This is a genomic window from Ruminococcus sp. RTP21204st1_B2_RTP21204_210225 (genome assembly GCF_040914135.1).
Lineage (GTDB): Bacteria > Bacillota > Clostridia > Oscillospirales > Ruminococcaceae > Hominimerdicola > Hominimerdicola aceti.
Genome location: NZ_JBCPGA010000050.1, coordinates 1 through 15096 on the forward strand (window position 1 = coordinate 1; position 15096 = coordinate 15096).

Annotated in this window: 14 protein-coding genes; 5 read left to right on the forward strand and 9 right to left on the reverse strand. The window is 45.6% G+C overall.

Annotated features, from left to right (window positions below):
- Window positions 1-753 precede the first annotated feature (753 nt).
- The 4 genes from AB5123_RS12460 to AB5123_RS12475 all read left to right on the forward strand — a co-directional run bounded on the left by AB5123_RS12460 (window position 754) and on the right by AB5123_RS12475 (window position 5269).
- Window positions 754-1764: a LacI family DNA-binding transcriptional regulator gene (locus AB5123_RS12460; protein ID WP_022287525.1), complete on the forward strand. Its 1011-nt coding sequence runs from the start codon at window positions 754-756 to the stop codon at window positions 1762-1764.
- 78 nt (window positions 1765-1842) lie between these two features.
- Window positions 1843-3357: a carbohydrate ABC transporter substrate-binding protein gene (locus AB5123_RS12465; RefSeq protein WP_215649947.1), complete on the forward strand. Its 1515-nt coding sequence runs from the start codon at window positions 1843-1845 to the stop codon at window positions 3355-3357.
- A 94-nt stretch (window positions 3358-3451) separates the two neighbouring features.
- Window positions 3452-4381, forward strand: coding sequence for a carbohydrate ABC transporter permease (locus tag AB5123_RS12470; RefSeq protein WP_278642834.1), 930 nt, complete (start codon window positions 3452-3454; stop codon window positions 4379-4381).
- A gap of 6 nt (window positions 4382-4387) precedes the next feature.
- Window positions 4388-5269 (forward strand): carbohydrate ABC transporter permease, encoded by an 882-nt coding sequence (locus AB5123_RS12475; protein ID WP_022287528.1) that lies wholly within the window; start codon window positions 4388-4390, stop codon window positions 5267-5269.
- Between the two features lie 73 nt (window positions 5270-5342).
- On the opposite strand, the gene AB5123_RS12480 is transcribed toward AB5123_RS12475, so the two are convergent.
- The 9 genes from AB5123_RS12480 to AB5123_RS12520 all read right to left on the reverse strand — a co-directional run bounded on the left by AB5123_RS12480 (window position 5343) and on the right by AB5123_RS12520 (window position 12357).
- Entirely contained in the window at window positions 5343-6251 is a 909-nt protein-coding gene (locus tag AB5123_RS12480) for a hypothetical protein (protein ID WP_195249740.1), read from the reverse strand.
- Window positions 6251-6595, reverse strand: a complete 345-nt coding sequence (locus AB5123_RS12485) for a hypothetical protein (protein ID WP_287613786.1) — start codon at window positions 6593-6595, stop codon at window positions 6251-6253. Before AB5123_RS12485 ends, AB5123_RS12480 begins: the two co-directional genes overlap by 1 nt.
- Entirely contained in the window at window positions 6588-7010 is a 423-nt protein-coding gene (locus AB5123_RS12490; RefSeq protein WP_278642828.1) for a hypothetical protein, read from the reverse strand. The genes AB5123_RS12485 and AB5123_RS12490 overlap by 8 nt, the downstream gene beginning before the upstream one ends.
- Window positions 7011-7025: 15 nt before the next feature.
- A complete protein-coding gene (locus tag AB5123_RS12495) occupies window positions 7026-7406 on the reverse strand; it encodes a hypothetical protein (RefSeq protein ID WP_022287532.1) in 381 nt (126 codons plus the stop codon).
- 61 nt (window positions 7407-7467) lie between these two features.
- Window positions 7468-8442 carry a hypothetical protein gene (locus AB5123_RS12500; RefSeq protein WP_118053120.1) on the reverse strand — a complete coding sequence of 325 codons (975 nt, stop codon included), beginning with the start codon at window positions 8440-8442 and terminating at the stop codon, window positions 7468-7470.
- Between the two features lie 176 nt (window positions 8443-8618).
- Window positions 8619-9455 carry a hypothetical protein gene (locus tag AB5123_RS12505; protein ID WP_041337424.1) on the reverse strand — a complete coding sequence of 279 codons (837 nt, stop codon included), beginning with the start codon at window positions 9453-9455 and terminating at the stop codon, window positions 8619-8621.
- On the reverse strand, window positions 9452-10618 hold the full coding sequence (locus tag AB5123_RS12510; RefSeq protein ID WP_117877240.1) for a phage portal protein: 1167 nt from the start codon (window positions 10616-10618) through the stop codon (window positions 9452-9454). The genes AB5123_RS12505 and AB5123_RS12510 overlap by 4 nt, the downstream gene beginning before the upstream one ends.
- Window positions 10619-10651: 33 nt before the next feature.
- Window positions 10652-11896, reverse strand: a complete 1245-nt coding sequence (locus tag AB5123_RS12515; RefSeq protein ID WP_278461050.1) for a PBSX family phage terminase large subunit — start codon at window positions 11894-11896, stop codon at window positions 10652-10654.
- Entirely contained in the window at window positions 11893-12357 is a 465-nt protein-coding gene (locus AB5123_RS12520) for a terminase small subunit (RefSeq protein WP_022287537.1), read from the reverse strand. Before AB5123_RS12520 ends, AB5123_RS12515 begins: the two co-directional genes overlap by 4 nt.
- A gap of 423 nt (window positions 12358-12780) precedes the next feature.
- Between AB5123_RS12520 and AB5123_RS12525 the strand changes: the two genes are divergently transcribed.
- Window positions 12781-14313 carry a 4Fe-4S dicluster domain-containing protein gene (locus tag AB5123_RS12525; RefSeq protein WP_117858009.1) on the forward strand — a complete coding sequence of 511 codons (1533 nt, stop codon included), beginning with the start codon at window positions 12781-12783 and terminating at the stop codon, window positions 14311-14313.
- Window positions 14314-15096 lie beyond the last annotated feature (783 nt).

The window sequence follows — 15096 nt, forward strand, 5'->3', positions numbered from 1 at the left end:
ATGCGTCCCCTCAAATGGTTTTCGCCTATCGAATTTCTTAATAATAGTGTCCAATATGATTGACAAACCTACAAATTCAAGATTTTTTTCAAAGCTTTGCAAAATCCCTATCAAATAGTCATATCATATGTAGCTTGTGAATATAATGTATGAAATAAATACGTTTTCTTTCCACATCGTTATTTTGCACAATAAAAAAACGCTGAAATATGCTTAAACGTTTCAGAAATATCTTCGCAAATACCGAATATTCCAACTTTTCCGATCAAATGACTATCATATTTTCATATCAAGACAATATTTTAACAATATCATATGTCACAACACACTTTTCAACAATTATTATCCGAAAACGTTTAATGAATAAAGTTCTTTAATGGTTTTTGTAATTTCACATAACATAATCAAATACAAAAGAAATGTTTATATACATTTTTCACATACCACACAGCCTGGTTTCTTATACCCCTCAGAAAACGCAGTGCATTTTCGCAGCTTTTTGATCGGTCTGTCAGCTTCTTCGTAACAAATCGATTACAATTGTCCAAATAGTGTTGTTAAAATGCACAAAAGTAAAGTTGAAAAATTGGCTAAACCTCCATAATTTATTACAGAGGGCATAAAAATGTGAAAAAAGACTTGAAATTATGCCGAGAATATTGTATATTTTTATTAACGGAAACGTTTGAAATAAGTTTTCACGGAAAACATCAAGCGTAAACGTTTAAAATCTACGGAAAGGCGGAAATATCATTGGTTTCCTTAAAAGACATTTCCGTTCGTTGCGGAGTATCCGTCGCAACCGTAAGCAAAGCCCTCAACGGCCATAAGGACGTAAGCGAGGCAACAAGAGAAAGACTTATGAAAGCCGCCAAAGAAATGGGTTACTTCCCAAATTCTCAGGCAAGAGCTTTAAAGACCAACAGGACCTATAATCTCGGGGTCATGTATCTCGATGAAGCAGGAAGCGGTCTTACCCATGAGTTTTTCGCAAAGGTGCTTGACAGCTTTAAGACTACGGCTGAAGCAGCAGGATATGATATAACCTTTATAAATAGAGATGTGGGCAAGCAGAAAATGTCTACATACGAACATTGCAAATACCGCAATGTTGACGGTGTTATCATTGCCTGTACGGATTTTACGTCGCAGGACGTGTACGAGGTGATAAACGGAGATATACCAGTGGTCACGATCGACCACATCTTCGATTGCAGAACAGCGATCATGTCCAATAATGAAAAAGGTATGGAAGAGCTTATCAACTATGTAACGAAGATGGGGCATAGGAAGATCGCTTTTATCCAGGGCAACAGATCGGCAGTAGCCGAAAGACGTCTGGCAGGCTTCTATAAAGCTTGTATGACAAGAGGAATTTCAGTTGATCCCGATTGGATACTTAACGGTGATTATCACAACCCTGATCTGACTTATAAGCTGACAAAAGAACTTCTTAGCAGAGAGAACAAACCGACCTGCGTTTTCATGCCCGATGATTATTCAGCAATGGGAGCTTTCAATGCAGTCAAGGAAATGGGTCTTTCAGTACCGGAGGATATCTCGATAGTGGGCTACGACGGAATAGCTTATTCACAGCTTCTCTCTCCAAAGCTTACGACTTATCTTCAGGACACAGACCTTATCGGTGTAACAGCCGCAAAACAGCTGGTATCACTGATAGAAAACCCACAGACCACCTTTAAAGAGGTGATAACAGTCGACGGAAAGCTGCTGGAAGGCGGTTCGGTAAGCGACATCAATTAATTCAAGGCATTAATTTTCCGCAGAAATGCTGCGGAGCAAATCAAATAAACTAATGCGATTTTAAGGAGGAAAATTATTATGGCAAATCTTAAGAAAGTACTTGCAGGTTCATTGAGCCTCTGTCTGGCAGCTTCAATGTTCACAGCTTGCGGCAACACAGATTCATCTTCAACATCTGACAAGAATGGCGGCAGCACATCAAAGGCTGGCAACAACACAGGCATCAACAACAGCTCTGACAGAGTAAACACAGCTGAGCTTCACGGTGTGGATTCATCAGAGGATTCAAAGAAGACTCTTACAATTTACTGCTGGAACACAGAGTTCAAGTCAAGACTTGATAAGTACTATCCACAGGGCACATCAAACGAGCTTACATACAACGAGCTTGCTGATGGTTCTAAGGAGATCGCAACAATCAACGGCGTTAAGCTGAACTGGGTACAGGTTGAAAACGAAGGTAACGCTTACCAGACAAAGCTGGACGAGGCTCTTAAGGGTCAGCAGGACAGCACAGAGAAGGTAGATATGTTCCTTATGGAAGCTGACTACGCTCTGAAGTATGCTAACGGCGACGTTGCACTTTCTATTCAGGACCTCGGCATCACAGACGACGATATGTCACAGATGTATCAGTACACAAAGGACGTTGCAACAGATACAAAGACAGGCGAGTTGAAGGGTGTATCATGGCAGGCAACTCCAGGTCTGTTCCTCTACAACACAAAGATCGCTGAGGACGTTCTCGGCACAAGCGATCCAGAGAAGGTTCAGGAAGCTGTTAAGGATTGGGATACATTCACAGCAACAGCTCAGAAGATGGCTGACAAGGGCTACAAGATGGTATCTGGTTTCGATGATACATACAGATGCTTCTCAAACAATATGTCAAGCCCATGGGTAACAGACAACAAGATCACAGTTGACCCACAGATCAAGGCTTGGGCTGACCAGACTAAGGAATACACAGACAAGGGCTACAACAACAAGACTTCCCTTTGGGACGATGCTTGGGCTGCTGGCCAGAAGATCGACGGTGGCGTATTCGGCTACTTCTTCTCAACATGGGGCATTCCTTTCACACTTCTTCCAAACACAGTTGACGAAGAGATCAAGGCTGATGGTTCAAACGCTAAGGAAGGCAACGGCGGTTATGGTCTCTGGAAGGCTTGCTCAGGCCCACAGGCTTACTACTGGGGCGGTACATGGATCTGCGGCGCTATCGACTCCGATAACCAGGATATCGTTGCTGATATCATGAAGGTTATGACTTGCAACAAGGACGTAGCTAAGGCTATCACTGAGGGCGAGCAGGACTACACAAACAACAAGGCTGCTATCAAGGAGCTTATCGACGGCGGTTATACAAACGCATTCCTCGGCGGACAGGATCACCTTGCACTTCTTACAGAGGCTGCTGACAAGATCTCCCTCGAGAACAAGCTTTCTGCTTATGACCAGGGCTGCAACGAGAAATTCCAGGGTGCTATGAAGGACTACTTCCTTGGCACAGTTGATTCATATGAGGCTGCTCTTGAGAACTTCAAGAAGAACATCACAGACCTCTATGGTAACCTTACTTGCGATTTCTAATCGTATAAAAAAACAGTATCTAATTAAATATAGGGGGTGGAGGATATCCCCCCCTATTATTTATTAATCTCACGAAAGGAATAGGTATACTTATATGAAGAGAAAAAGCATAAGCTATGCCAAGTGGGGATATATTTTCCTTATCCCATTCTTTGTAGTTTACATCATCTTCTCACTATATCCTCTGTTCCAGACTTTCTATTACAGCTTTACAGACTATGTTAAGGATCAGGGCTCTATCGGCGGTGGTTGGACAAGACAGGCTGTCGAAGTAACACCGACATTCTGCGGTTTCGATAACTATTCAACTATATTCACATCAGGAAGTGACCTTCTCCAGTCTTTCTGGAATACGATCATCATGTGGATCGTTGGATTTATCCCACAGATCGTTATCTCTCTTATCCTTGCAGTATGGTTCACTGACCTTCGTCTTAAGATAAAGGCTCAGGGATTCTTCAAGGCTGTTATCTATCTTCCAAACGTAATCATGGCATCTGCTTTTGCATTTCTGTTCTACAGCTTGTTCAGCAGAGGCGGTGCTATCTATGATCTTATCAAGGTACCACTCCTTGAAAGCGTTTGGGGATCAAGAGGTGTAGTTGGACTCATCAACTTCATACTTTGGTATGGTAATACAACAATTCTTCTTATGGCTGCTATCATGGGTGTTGATACATCACTCTATGAGTCAGCACAGATCGACGGTGCAACTTCCAGCCAGACATTCTGGAAAATCACAATTCCGCTCATCAAGCCTATCATGTCATATGTTCTTGTAACATCACTCATCGGTGGACTTCAGATGTACGACGTACCTGCCCTCCTCACAAAGGATATGGGTAACCCTAACGGAAAGCTTAAGACCGTCGTAATGATAATCCAGGCAAATAAGCAGGGCGACATCGGTAAGGCGTCTGCACTCTGCGTAATAATCTTTATCGTTTCCGCTATTATCGGACTTGCACTTATGTTTGCGTCTGCTGACCATGACGGAAAGAAGAAAAAGAAGAAAAGGGGGTAAGCTGAAATGCCAAGAAGTACTGAAATAGTTGGTGAAAAGACAAATAGTACTGGTCTTATCATACATAGGATAATAGCTTATGTTGTCCTTGTTCTTTTGGTCGTTGTTTCACTTTTCCCATTCTATCTTTTGATAATCAACGCAACACGAGGCAGATCACAGGCAGGTATCAGATGGTATCCTGACCACTTCCTCGCAACAAACTTCAAGAACCTTTTCAGCGGTTCAACAGCCGTAGCATACGGAAGCGTATGGCGTTCACTGGCTAACTCACTGTTCATATCAGCTTGTGCTTCATTGCTCAGCGTATACTTCTCAGCACTGACAGCATATGCAACACACGTTTACCAGTTCAAGCTGAGAAAGTTCGCAGATATGTTCATTCTCATCGTAATGATGGTTCCAACACAGGCTTCAGCTATCGGTTTCTACCAGTTCATGAACAAACTTGGCTGGACAGATACTTATATTCCGCTGATAATTCCTGCTGTCGCAGCACCAGCTACATACTACTTCATGAAGCAGTATATGGCATCTGCACTTCCGCTTGAGATCGTAGAAGCCGCCCGTATCGACGGCTGCGGAGAGTTCAAGACCTTCAACAAGATCGTTACCCCTATCCTCAAGCCTGCATTCGCAGTTCAGATCATCTTTACATTCGTAACAAACTGGAACAACTACTTTATGCCAAGACTTATTCTTACATCAAAGAGTAAGTACACGATCCCTCTGGTACTCAACGCAATGCGTTATGCAGGACCACAGGAGAAGGACGTGGGAATGTTCAGCTTGTACATCGTACTTGCTATCCTCCCTGTAGTAATTGTTTACCTTTGTCTTTCAAAGTTCATCATTCGTGGTGTTGCTCTGGGAAGCGTAAAGGGTTAATACGAAGCTTCAAACAGCGTACAGTTTTTCTGTACGCTGTTTTTTTGCTCTATTCATTCCTTACTTCTCTTTCCTATTCACATAAAAGCTTCGTTTGCATACCTTTGCTATTGACCGTTATCTCCATTCTGCTCACTCTTTTTCCATTTACGCCATATCCATTACAAATTATTTTATCCGTGATATCCTCACCGCAATACCCCTCATAAGTGATATGCTCCACCAAATACTCCCTCTCTGCAAACTCTATCCTATCTTTAAGCCCGACAACTACATTATTGAGCCACTGCTTATCAAGACCATAATACTTCTCCCTCGTGATACCATGTGGTATAGTTTTACCGCTTGAATAGCTATATCCATACTCCCCGTCCACGTTTTTCATATATATCTTCGACAGCATCGATCTCGTATCAAGCTGTTTGCCGTATTCAATAATACGCTGAGTACCGATATTCACCGAAAGGATACTCAGCGACATATTGACCTGCCTGTCCCCTCTGATATATGCACGCCTGCCGTAAGCCTTGACCGCATATACGCCGATAGCCTCCCACAGTGTAGACTTCTCTTTGATGTTCACATAGTTCACAGTGTCAGTTCCACTCTCGTAGGTTATCTCACTTGAGGGGCTGTAGCTCTTCATAATATCCGTCAAACTCACCTTAGACCATACCCCGGGTTCAGGCTCGTTCTGCCCCAGCATAAGTGTTATCCCACGGCTTATAAGTTCAAGAACAGTTTTTCCGCCTCTCACCCTTGTTCTGATGTAATCCGCAGGACCGTAGTGCATACGCCTGCTGCCTATATAAAGTGCCACACGCCTGATATTGTTAAGATTTATGCTGTTATTCAGAACGACAGACGCTCTAAGTTCACTGTATGGCGTATAGCGGTCTTTCACAAGCCTTGCTGAAACAATGTTTCTATAGTCCAAATTACCACTGCCAATAAGTTCAAACCTGATGTATATCTTCGCCATTATTCCGCCCCCCTAAGCTTTATCATAAGGCTTCCGATCATCCTGTCAGGCTGAAAATCCATTTCTATCTCTGAGAGTATGTATCCGCTGTATAAGACCCCGTCTGCCGTGAAATTGATCGCCTTTCCTCCGTTCTCGCTTAGAGCAGCCCAAGCGTAAGCCTTGTCCGACGGAGCGATCCTGCCGCTGAACTGAAATATTTCCGCCGCCTTGCCTGAGATATTTCGCAAAATACCATTCACAGCCTTTGTTTCCTCCTGAATGTAACCTCCGCTTCGCTTAACTCCGTCCATGTAAAATGACCGTGTGCCAATGTCAAGCTTTATCTTTCTCTTTTTACTCACTTATATCCTCCTCACTGCAAATGCCGATACTAAGCTCTGCCTGCCTTTCGAGCCTGTGAAGGGGCAATGTCTGAACTGCGCCTCCAAGCTTTGCGCTCTTAACATTCAGAACCTCGCTTTTTGCAAGCTCCGACATAACGCTTTCACACTTTTCCTGAAGCTCCTCCATGTCATCGTATTTTCCTGCCTTGCCCATGAGCCGCAGGTCGATATGACATATATACTCAGTGTAAAGCTTTTTGCCGCCCTGCCCAATGACTTCATCGACCACATCATAGCCTTTAAGTCCATAGAAGCCAATTGCTTCCCCACTGTGCAATAGACTGTCAGCCGAAGTGTATTCACCCATTGCAGTAAAGCCTGCTCCGTCAAGTATCTTTTTTATCTCTGCCGCCATTTCTGTCCAGACTGTCATGGCTCGTCCTCCTTCCTAATATGCGATAACGGCATTGAATACAAAGCCGTCCTTTGAGAAAAATCTTTCCGCCCTTGAAACTGCGCTGTCACGAAGCTCTCTTGCCGCCTTTATCCTGTTCTCCTCGTCAAAAGCCTCCACCGCCTTGCCCTGCGCCGTAAACATGACCTTGTATTCAGCGGCTTTCAGACAAATAAATCTGTAAAAGACCTCCGCTGCCGCCGCAAATTCGCATATAGCCGTCCCGCCCTCAGCGACCATTCGCTCCTGGTCAACAGCCTTTTCCATTTCGTCAGCACACACCGTTATAAGCCCTGCATACACCTCAGCCGACGTGCTGTCAAGTCCGCTTAGCTCCATGAAATTGCTCTTTACATTGTCTTTGCTTATTGCCATTTTCCTGCTCCTTTCAAAAAATATACCCGCCCACCGTCCCTTTTTTCATTGTCCTCTCAGCTTACTTTGTAGTTTTCAGCGTCTTTACAGCACCGCTCGTAAGTACAGAGAAACCTGCAAGCACTGAGCAAACGATCTCGTTGCACTGATTAGTAATAAGCTTATCGTAGTCCACGATAACATCTCCTCCAAGCACCATTTCAACAGCACTGCTCTGGTCGATGCCCACCGCAATACCGCCTGTGAGCTGAGGGCATTTTACAAGCGTTACACCATATGGCGTCTGAACTGTGCCGCCTGCCATATAGTCGCCAATGCAGTATTTCATCTCGTCCATAGCAAGGATCTTAGCCATAACATCAGGAGTACAAATCATAGTCGTCATGTTAAACTCGCCCATGGAAGCCCAAAAAGCCGCCAGATCAGCGTAAGTAAGCTCACTGCCAATAAGAGTCTGAGCTGTAATACCTCTTGTTATCTCAGTCATAGCAAAGCTGTTCACATCTCTGCTTATAGTCGCCCCAAGGTTTCTCAGCACCACGCCGAAAGCCTCAAGCTTCTGCTTCCTTACAGACTCAAAAGAACAGTTAAGACGTCTTGCAAACTTTGTAAGAGTCTTACTGGAGGTGCTAAGTCTGACAGTTGTGATAGGCACATTTCCACCCTCTGCCACAACGTCAGTTGAACCTGACTTTGTAACGTTCAGACCTCTGAAATCCACTCCGTCAGTGTATGAAACAGCCGCCGCTACCTTGCCCATGATAGAAGCCTCGTCCATGCCCTGCTTGACAGTACGTCTTATGTACTCAGGGAAAAGCACTGCCGACTCAGTGGAAATGAAGAATTTCTCCACCCTGTCAGAATTTGCACCCTTTACCTTGATGTCAAAACGCTTGAGCTGTCTTTCAAAAGCGTCAAGACCTTTAAGCTCGGTGTTCTCATAGTTTGCGTCAGGATCAAGCTCAGCCAGCGCCTGTGTGAATGTCTTGCCTGTGATAGAATAAAGTCCCTTTTCAAGTTTGATATTGTTGTACATATTATTTTCTCCTTTTCGATAATTAAAGTTGTCCGATTTTTTGTACTGATTTTCGTATCATCGAAAACCATTCGTGTTTTCGGGTGAACACTGTTCGCCCCTACAGTGATGATATCACATTCTGGCATTTAAGCCCCTATCTCCACATTGTCATCGCCCCCTTTCACATCTGTCCCTTACATCTTGTAATCCCCCGTGATAAAGCTCTCCCTTTCGGCTTTGTAGACCTCCTCATTCTCAGCCGCCTGCTTTTCAAGCCTGCCACGGAAGTCGATAAGCTCCGTAACTGTCATAAGCTCCGCAAGTTCTTTCACACGCTTTGCACTCATAAAAGGCTTGCAGAAATAGCTGAGCCTTAAAACGTCCTTTTCAAAAGCTTCCCTCGCAAGGGCAAGCTCATAGCTCTTGTCGGTGCTTTCCTGCTTCTCCCTTAAAGCAAAACGCTTCGTTACCCCTGCATTCACCTGTGCAGGCACTGCCACGAACGACCACTCGTAAGCGTCAAGCGGCTCGTCAAGAATGTGATAACACAGCTTACCGCCGTATTCACCGCCCTTTTCATGGTCACAGCCGCCCTTGTACATATCCGCTCCGCATACAGAGCAAAGCTTCTTTCCCATGGTGCAGCTAACGGATACCTCTTTCTTTATTCCGCCCTGGATCTCGCTTATAAGGTCGCCGTTAGAAGCAGTTCGCACCATGTAAGCCTTTGCCATAAGCCTGCGGTAGACCTCTCCGTCTGTCGTAGTTTTCTCAGGCAGAGTTTCCACCCAAGTGTCAAATATTCTGGCAGTCTGCTTTGAGCTTTTAGGGTCATGGTCGAAAATACCCGTTCTGCCCTTAAAAAGCTCCGCAAGCTTCTCCAACGCGCCTGATGAAAACTTTTCACCATCTCTGTCAATGTCATTGTCACAAAGCGCCACCCTGAAAACAAAGACCTTGTCCTCCGTGAGCGGCTCTCTCGCATAGCCGTTTATCTTTTCAAGCTCCTCGCCTGATACTGTTTCGCTCATTGCATTTCCTCCTTTTTTCTCTCGTTCTCTACCCTTTCGTTTTCAAGCTCCGCCGCCTTAGCCTGCGCATTGTAAAGTCTTGACTTCGCCAACGCTTCCTCGTCCTGAAGATTTATGTTGTCCCACTCTATCTCCACCCCACAAGCATATCCGTTAAGCCTTAAAAACGCCTCGCATATCTCTCTGAGTATAGGTTCAAGCAGTCTGCGGTAATATTCAAGCTCACTTGTGAGGATATCCGATTGCTGTGCAGACATTCGCTCAGTGGTTGACCAGTTCAGCCCAAGCAAAAACGGTGGTATTGAAAGCTTCGCTACAAGCTGTTCCATAAGCTGTCTGACAGGTATCTCCGTGTCTATCATCTGATTGTCAGCGCCAATGACCTTTATGTCCACATCACCCACAGCCACAAAATCCTGCACCGAGCCATTTCGTGAGGCTCTCATGCCTCTGCTCCATTCCTGAGCTATCTGCTCTGCACGCTCCTTGGCTCTCGCCCTGTCGCTCTCCCCCTCAGGGTGATAAGTCACCGCATATCGCACATTTCCTACCCTGTCGAAGTTCTGACCCATGCACTCGTAAATTCGCATAAGTATCTCGCTCAGAGCAGGCAATCCACGGAGTATAGACACCCCATCAGGGTGCTTAGGACTAGGGTTGAGCGCCGTGTAAAGCAGTTTTTCAGGACTTCTTACCGGTATCTCCTCACCGCTTCCCATGTAAAAAATACGTTTTTCAAAAGCGTTCCTGCCCTCACGCACTCTGTACAAAGTCGGGTCGCCAACATATATCCCCTTGACCTTTCCAGTCCTGTAATCTGCATATATCCTGCCTATCGCCTTGCCGTATGTAAGCAGTGAATCCAGATACATATCCGCAAAAGTGTAAATGGACTTTCCCGACACCCCCACGGAAACCTCTCTGCAAAACCTGTCAAGCTCCACCTGCGCCCTCTCGTCACAAGCCGTAACCTTAAAGCCCCCTGTGAGCCTTATTATCTTGCCGAAGCAAGCGTCAATAACAGGAACGTTCGCCCTGAGTGCGTCATAAAGCTCCTGCTGAAAAACCCCCTCAGGCGCAAGCCTGTAATGAAACCCCGACTCTCTGTCAGAGCCTGCCGTGTTCGGCACAAATTCACGGACCTTCTTTCTGAAAATACTCATTTTTTCTCCTTTCTTTCTGTACACTTTTTCGTACTAATGCTCAACTGTCAGTACAAAAAAGTCGTCCTTTTCACGTCCCAGACATTCTGCTGCAAAGTATCTCATATCGTCCATGGCGTGATCGTTCTCTTTCACAGGTGCGTCCTTTCCTGCCTTATCGTCCCAGCGGTAAAGATTTATCTCACGAAGCGTATCACGACACCTGCGGTTTATCCTTATCCTGCCGTCCTTTATGCAGTCCGACACAAGCCTGATACCCGAAACAACGTCGTTCTTTGCAGGCTGGACAGTGAATTTTCCATGCCTGCGTATGCACTGTATGAACGAAGCCGCCGAGGGGTCGCAAATGACCTTTTCGATGCAAAGCCCGTCGGCAAGCTCTTCAAGCCCCTTGTAATGCTCCTCGTCAGTTTTCTGCATACCTTCACGGCGAGAATCATAGTAATACTCCCTGAGCCTGTACCATACTCCGCCACTCTCGCCCCAAAGCCCGAAGCTTGAAGGATTTACAGTGCCGTAATCACAGCTTATAACATACCGCTCGCACTGTATATCACCCTCAAAGACGTTTTTCTCCTCGTCGAACATAGGGTAAACAAGCCCCTCTGCCGCCGTCCATTTGCCAAGTACAAAACGCTCGTAAAACGTCCCCGTATATATCCTGTGATAGCGTTCTATCACCGCCCGGTCAAGGGTCGGATTGTCCTCCAGCACAAAATGTCTGTAGATAAGCCGTTTTTCCTCCGCCTTGTCTATCCACTCTTTCTTGAACCAGTGGTAAGGATTGTCAGGATTGCAGTTGAACCACAGCTTGCTCCCCGCCACCGAACACCTTGCCACAGCCTGCTCTATAAAGCTTCTGGGCATAAGCGCCGCCTCGTCAAGAAGCACCCCCGCAAGGGTCACGCCTTGGATAAGTGAGGGCGAGCCTTCGTCCCTGCCGCCAAAGTAGTAAAACCTGTTTTTCCTGCCGCAAAAGCTAACGTCCATATAGTTCTTTGACGCGACCTCCACAGCCGTCATGCCCATGGCTTTCATATACCCCCTGAGCGCAGGCAGGATATTCCTTTTCAGCGACACGATAGTTTTTGAGCATAGCCCAAAAATGCACTCGTCAAAATTAGTCATTGCCCATGTCATAAAAGACGCCGACAAACAAAAGGTCTTGCCCGATCTGACCGCACCGTCACAGATTATCCCGTCGTAATCACTAAGATCCCGTGCCGTCCACCATCTGAAAACAAACCTCTGATTTTCCGACAGCCTTGTTATTTTCACAAGCTATCACCGTCCCTGCCGTAAATGCTCTCGATAAGTCGCTTCGACTCACCGCCGCCGTCAAGCTGAGGCGCAAGCTCCCCAAGCTTTTCCAAGGCTTTCTGCCTGTCAAAAAACTTGATCTCCAAAACGTTCTTTCCGCTGATCTTTATCTCACTCACATTGAAAAGATCCATGCCCATGATGTCCCTTGCCGTCATGTTCTCAGCGTCAAAAACAAGCTTTACAGCGTCATTCACCGCCCCGAAAGCTATCCTGTTCAGCCCTCGCTTCACATAAGAAAGGGTGTCGCTGTCAGCCTCCTCCAGCTTTTTAAGCTCCGCCTCCGTTTCTGCCGAGTGCAGAAGCTCAAGCCCCCTGTCCTCAGCCTCCTCTGCCCTTGCACCGGTGTGCAAAGCCGCTTCACGAAGATTTCTCAGATAGAAGAAAAATCTCGCAAATCTTTTCTGTTCGCCTGCCATATCGTTCCTCCTTTTTTAATTTCTGCGAAAGATGTACCACCGTATCTTAACGGCTCTCAAAAAACATCTCTCACTTATCCCGAAAAATGCCCCTTTTGTTGCATAAAAAATGTAACAATTGCAGAAATGTTACCAAATTAAATCATTTATCATTTGTTTGCATAAATCGTCCTGCCCAAAACTGTGCAAAAGCCACATACTTTTATGAACAGAAAAACTATTGGTAAAAAGAAATACTTTTATTTTTTGAGCCGTTTCGTACCATCACTGCACCTTATTTCAGACAAATATGTAAGTCATACGAAACTTTCAATATACCTTATGAAAAAAAGTATATATTACTTGACAAAAGCCGAAAAAATAGTACAATAGTAAGTGTATGACACAAATTTGAAGAACAACGCAGGAGGTAAAAATATGAAAATGAGAGGTATCTATTCCTCAGTAACAGATATCAGACGAAAAGTCTTTACAGAGGTGGCAAGACTTGCCTATGAAGAGGGCGATTATGCCGAAAAGATCGCAGAGCTTCCTTATAAGATAGTACCGGGAAGCAAAGCTGTTTACCGTGAGTCTATCTTCCTTGAAAGAGCTATCGTTGAAGAAAGGCTCCGTCTTGCTATCGGTCTGCCCCTAAGACCGATCGAGGAGCATAAGTCTGTGGCTGACGGCATTGAAGAAAGTGCGATCGCAGAAAAGTATTACGATCCACCGCTTGTAAACATAATCAAGTTTGCCTGCAACGGCTGTCCTGAAACTCATTATCATGTTACCGACTGCTGTCAGGGCTGTCTTGCGCACCCATGTCAGGAAGTCTGTCCAAAGGGTGCCATAACCATCAAGCATGGCAAGTCAGTAATAGATCAGTCTAAGTGTATAAAGTGCGGCAGATGTCAGAGCGTCTGTCCATACAATGCAATAAACAAAATGGAAAGACCATGCGCAAGAGCCTGCGGCATGGACGCTATCGGCTCAGACGAAGAGGGCAAGGCAAAAATAGATTATGACAAGTGCGTATCCTGCGGAATGTGTCTTGTAAACTGCCCATTTGGCGCTATCGTAGACAAGGGACAGATATTCCAGCTTATAACAGCAATGAAGAAAAAGAAGAAGGTCATCGCTATCGTAGCACCTGCGTTTGTAGGTCAGTTCGGACCAAAGGCAAGCCCTGAAAAGCTCACAGCGGCAATGAAGAAGCTTGGCTTTGCAGACGTGGTCGAGGTAGCAATAGGTGCAGACCTTTGTTCCATCGAGGAAGCAAAGGACTTCATGAGAGAAGTTCCTGAACATCAGCCATTCATGGCGACATCATGCTGTCCTGCATGGTCAGTAATGGCGAAGAAGCTTTTCCCTACCCTTGCCCCATACATTTCAATGGCTTTGACCCCAATGGTACTTACAGCAAGAATGCTCAAAAAGGACGATCCTGACGCTTGTATCGCATTTATCGGACCATGTGCGGCAAAGAAGCTTGAAGCTTCAAGACGTACTATCCGCAGCGACGTAGACTTTGTGCTTACCTTTGAGGAACTCATGGGAATGTTCAATGCCAAGGGCGTAACATTTGAAGACATTACAGATGAAGAAAAGGTAGATCTTTGCGAGGGTACAGGTGACGGACGTGGCTTTGCAGTAAGCGGCGGCGTAGCAAAGGCAGTAGCAGACGTTATCCACAAGCTTGACCCAGAGCGTGAGGTCAAGGTAGTATCAGCGCAGGGACTTAAAGACTGCCGCAAGCTTCTCACACTTGCAAAAGCAGGCAAATATGACGGCTATCTTCTCGAGGGCATGGCTTGTCCTGGCGGCTGTGTAGCAGGTGCAGGAACGCTTCAGGCGGTAGAAAAGAGTACAGCGCTTGTAAACAAATATGTAAAGGACGCACCTTTACAGAACTCTCTCGACTCCAAATACGAGATCAATCTTGATCTTATCACCGAGTCGCATGATGACAAATAAGAGATAGAATTGAAACGGACAGCGTTATGCTGTCCGTTTTTTTGTACCGTCACTCGCCGTGACGGGCATTTTACGCCATACATTGTGGTATAAAACACTTTTTCACCGCTTTTTGAATTCGTATAGAATACTACACATTGTAATTGTCACACACCCCCTGATACCCCCACAAACGGCAGTAGGGGCGAACAGTGTTCGCCCGTCGAAGAAACAAGCCCACGATTATATCATTGTTGGATAGAACTGAAAACTATCCAATCACATCTTCAGGGGAGCGGTGCAATATTCTCCACACGGCACGTCAACACAACATTGTGATAAATTCAAACCTTGCCGTTCCCCGAAACGGGACGTCGAGGGCGCCGTCCCCTACAATTCTACCCCGACTTCATCACGCCACAAAATCGCTTTGCTCTTTGCGGATTTACGTTGTAATTGGGGATAGGATAGGCGGTGCAGATTTTTGCTCAGTTATTACTTTTAATAAGAAGCACAACTTTTGTATGCTTTTTCTCATTTGATCTGCACCTTGTCGGCTGTCGCCGAATGAGGCTCTGCCTCAAACTCCGCTAGGGGCTTTGCCCCTAGACCCCACAAGCCCTCTAGCACCGGGCTTGAGCGTGCGCTTTATCTCTCGCTTCGCTCGGTGCTTGGGGGGCAGCTTTGCTCATTCCTCATTCCTCACTCCTCACTTAAACTCCCCTCCTGTAGGTTTGTCAATCATATTGGACACTATTATTAAGAAATTCGATAGGCGAAAACCATTTGAGGGGACGCATAGGA

Excerpts from the sequence above, each read along its gene's own strand:
- AB5123_RS12470 (WP_278642834.1), top strand. The coding sequence starts at position 3,452 with ATGAAGAGAAAAAGCATAAGCTATGCCAAGTGGGGATATATTTTCCTT.
- AB5123_RS12495 (WP_022287532.1), bottom strand. The coding sequence starts at position 7,406 with ATGGCAATAAGCAAAGACAATGTAAAGAGCAATTTCATGGAGCTAAGC.
- AB5123_RS12525 (WP_117858009.1), top strand. The coding sequence starts at position 12,781 with ATGAGAGGTATCTATTCCTCAGTAACAGATATCAGACGAAAAGTCTTT.
- AB5123_RS12490 (WP_278642828.1), bottom strand. The coding sequence starts at position 7,010 with ATGACAGTCTGGACAGAAATGGCGGCAGAGATAAAAAAGATACTTGAC.
- AB5123_RS12480 (WP_195249740.1), bottom strand. The coding sequence starts at position 6,251 with ATGGCGAAGATATACATCAGGTTTGAACTTATTGGCAGTGGTAATTTG.
- AB5123_RS12520 (WP_022287537.1), bottom strand. The coding sequence starts at position 12,357 with ATGGCAGGCGAACAGAAAAGATTTGCGAGATTTTTCTTCTATCTGAGA.
- AB5123_RS12500 (WP_118053120.1), bottom strand. The coding sequence starts at position 8,442 with ATGTACAACAATATCAAACTTGAAAAGGGACTTTATTCTATCACAGGC.
- AB5123_RS12475 (WP_022287528.1), top strand. The coding sequence starts at position 4,388 with ATGCCAAGAAGTACTGAAATAGTTGGTGAAAAGACAAATAGTACTGGT.
- AB5123_RS12465 (WP_215649947.1), top strand. The coding sequence starts at position 1,843 with ATGGCAAATCTTAAGAAAGTACTTGCAGGTTCATTGAGCCTCTGTCTG.
- AB5123_RS12505 (WP_041337424.1), bottom strand. The coding sequence starts at position 9,455 with ATGAGCGAAACAGTATCAGGCGAGGAGCTTGAAAAGATAAACGGCTAT.
- AB5123_RS12510 (WP_117877240.1), bottom strand. The coding sequence starts at position 10,618 with ATGAGTATTTTCAGAAAGAAGGTCCGTGAATTTGTGCCGAACACGGCA.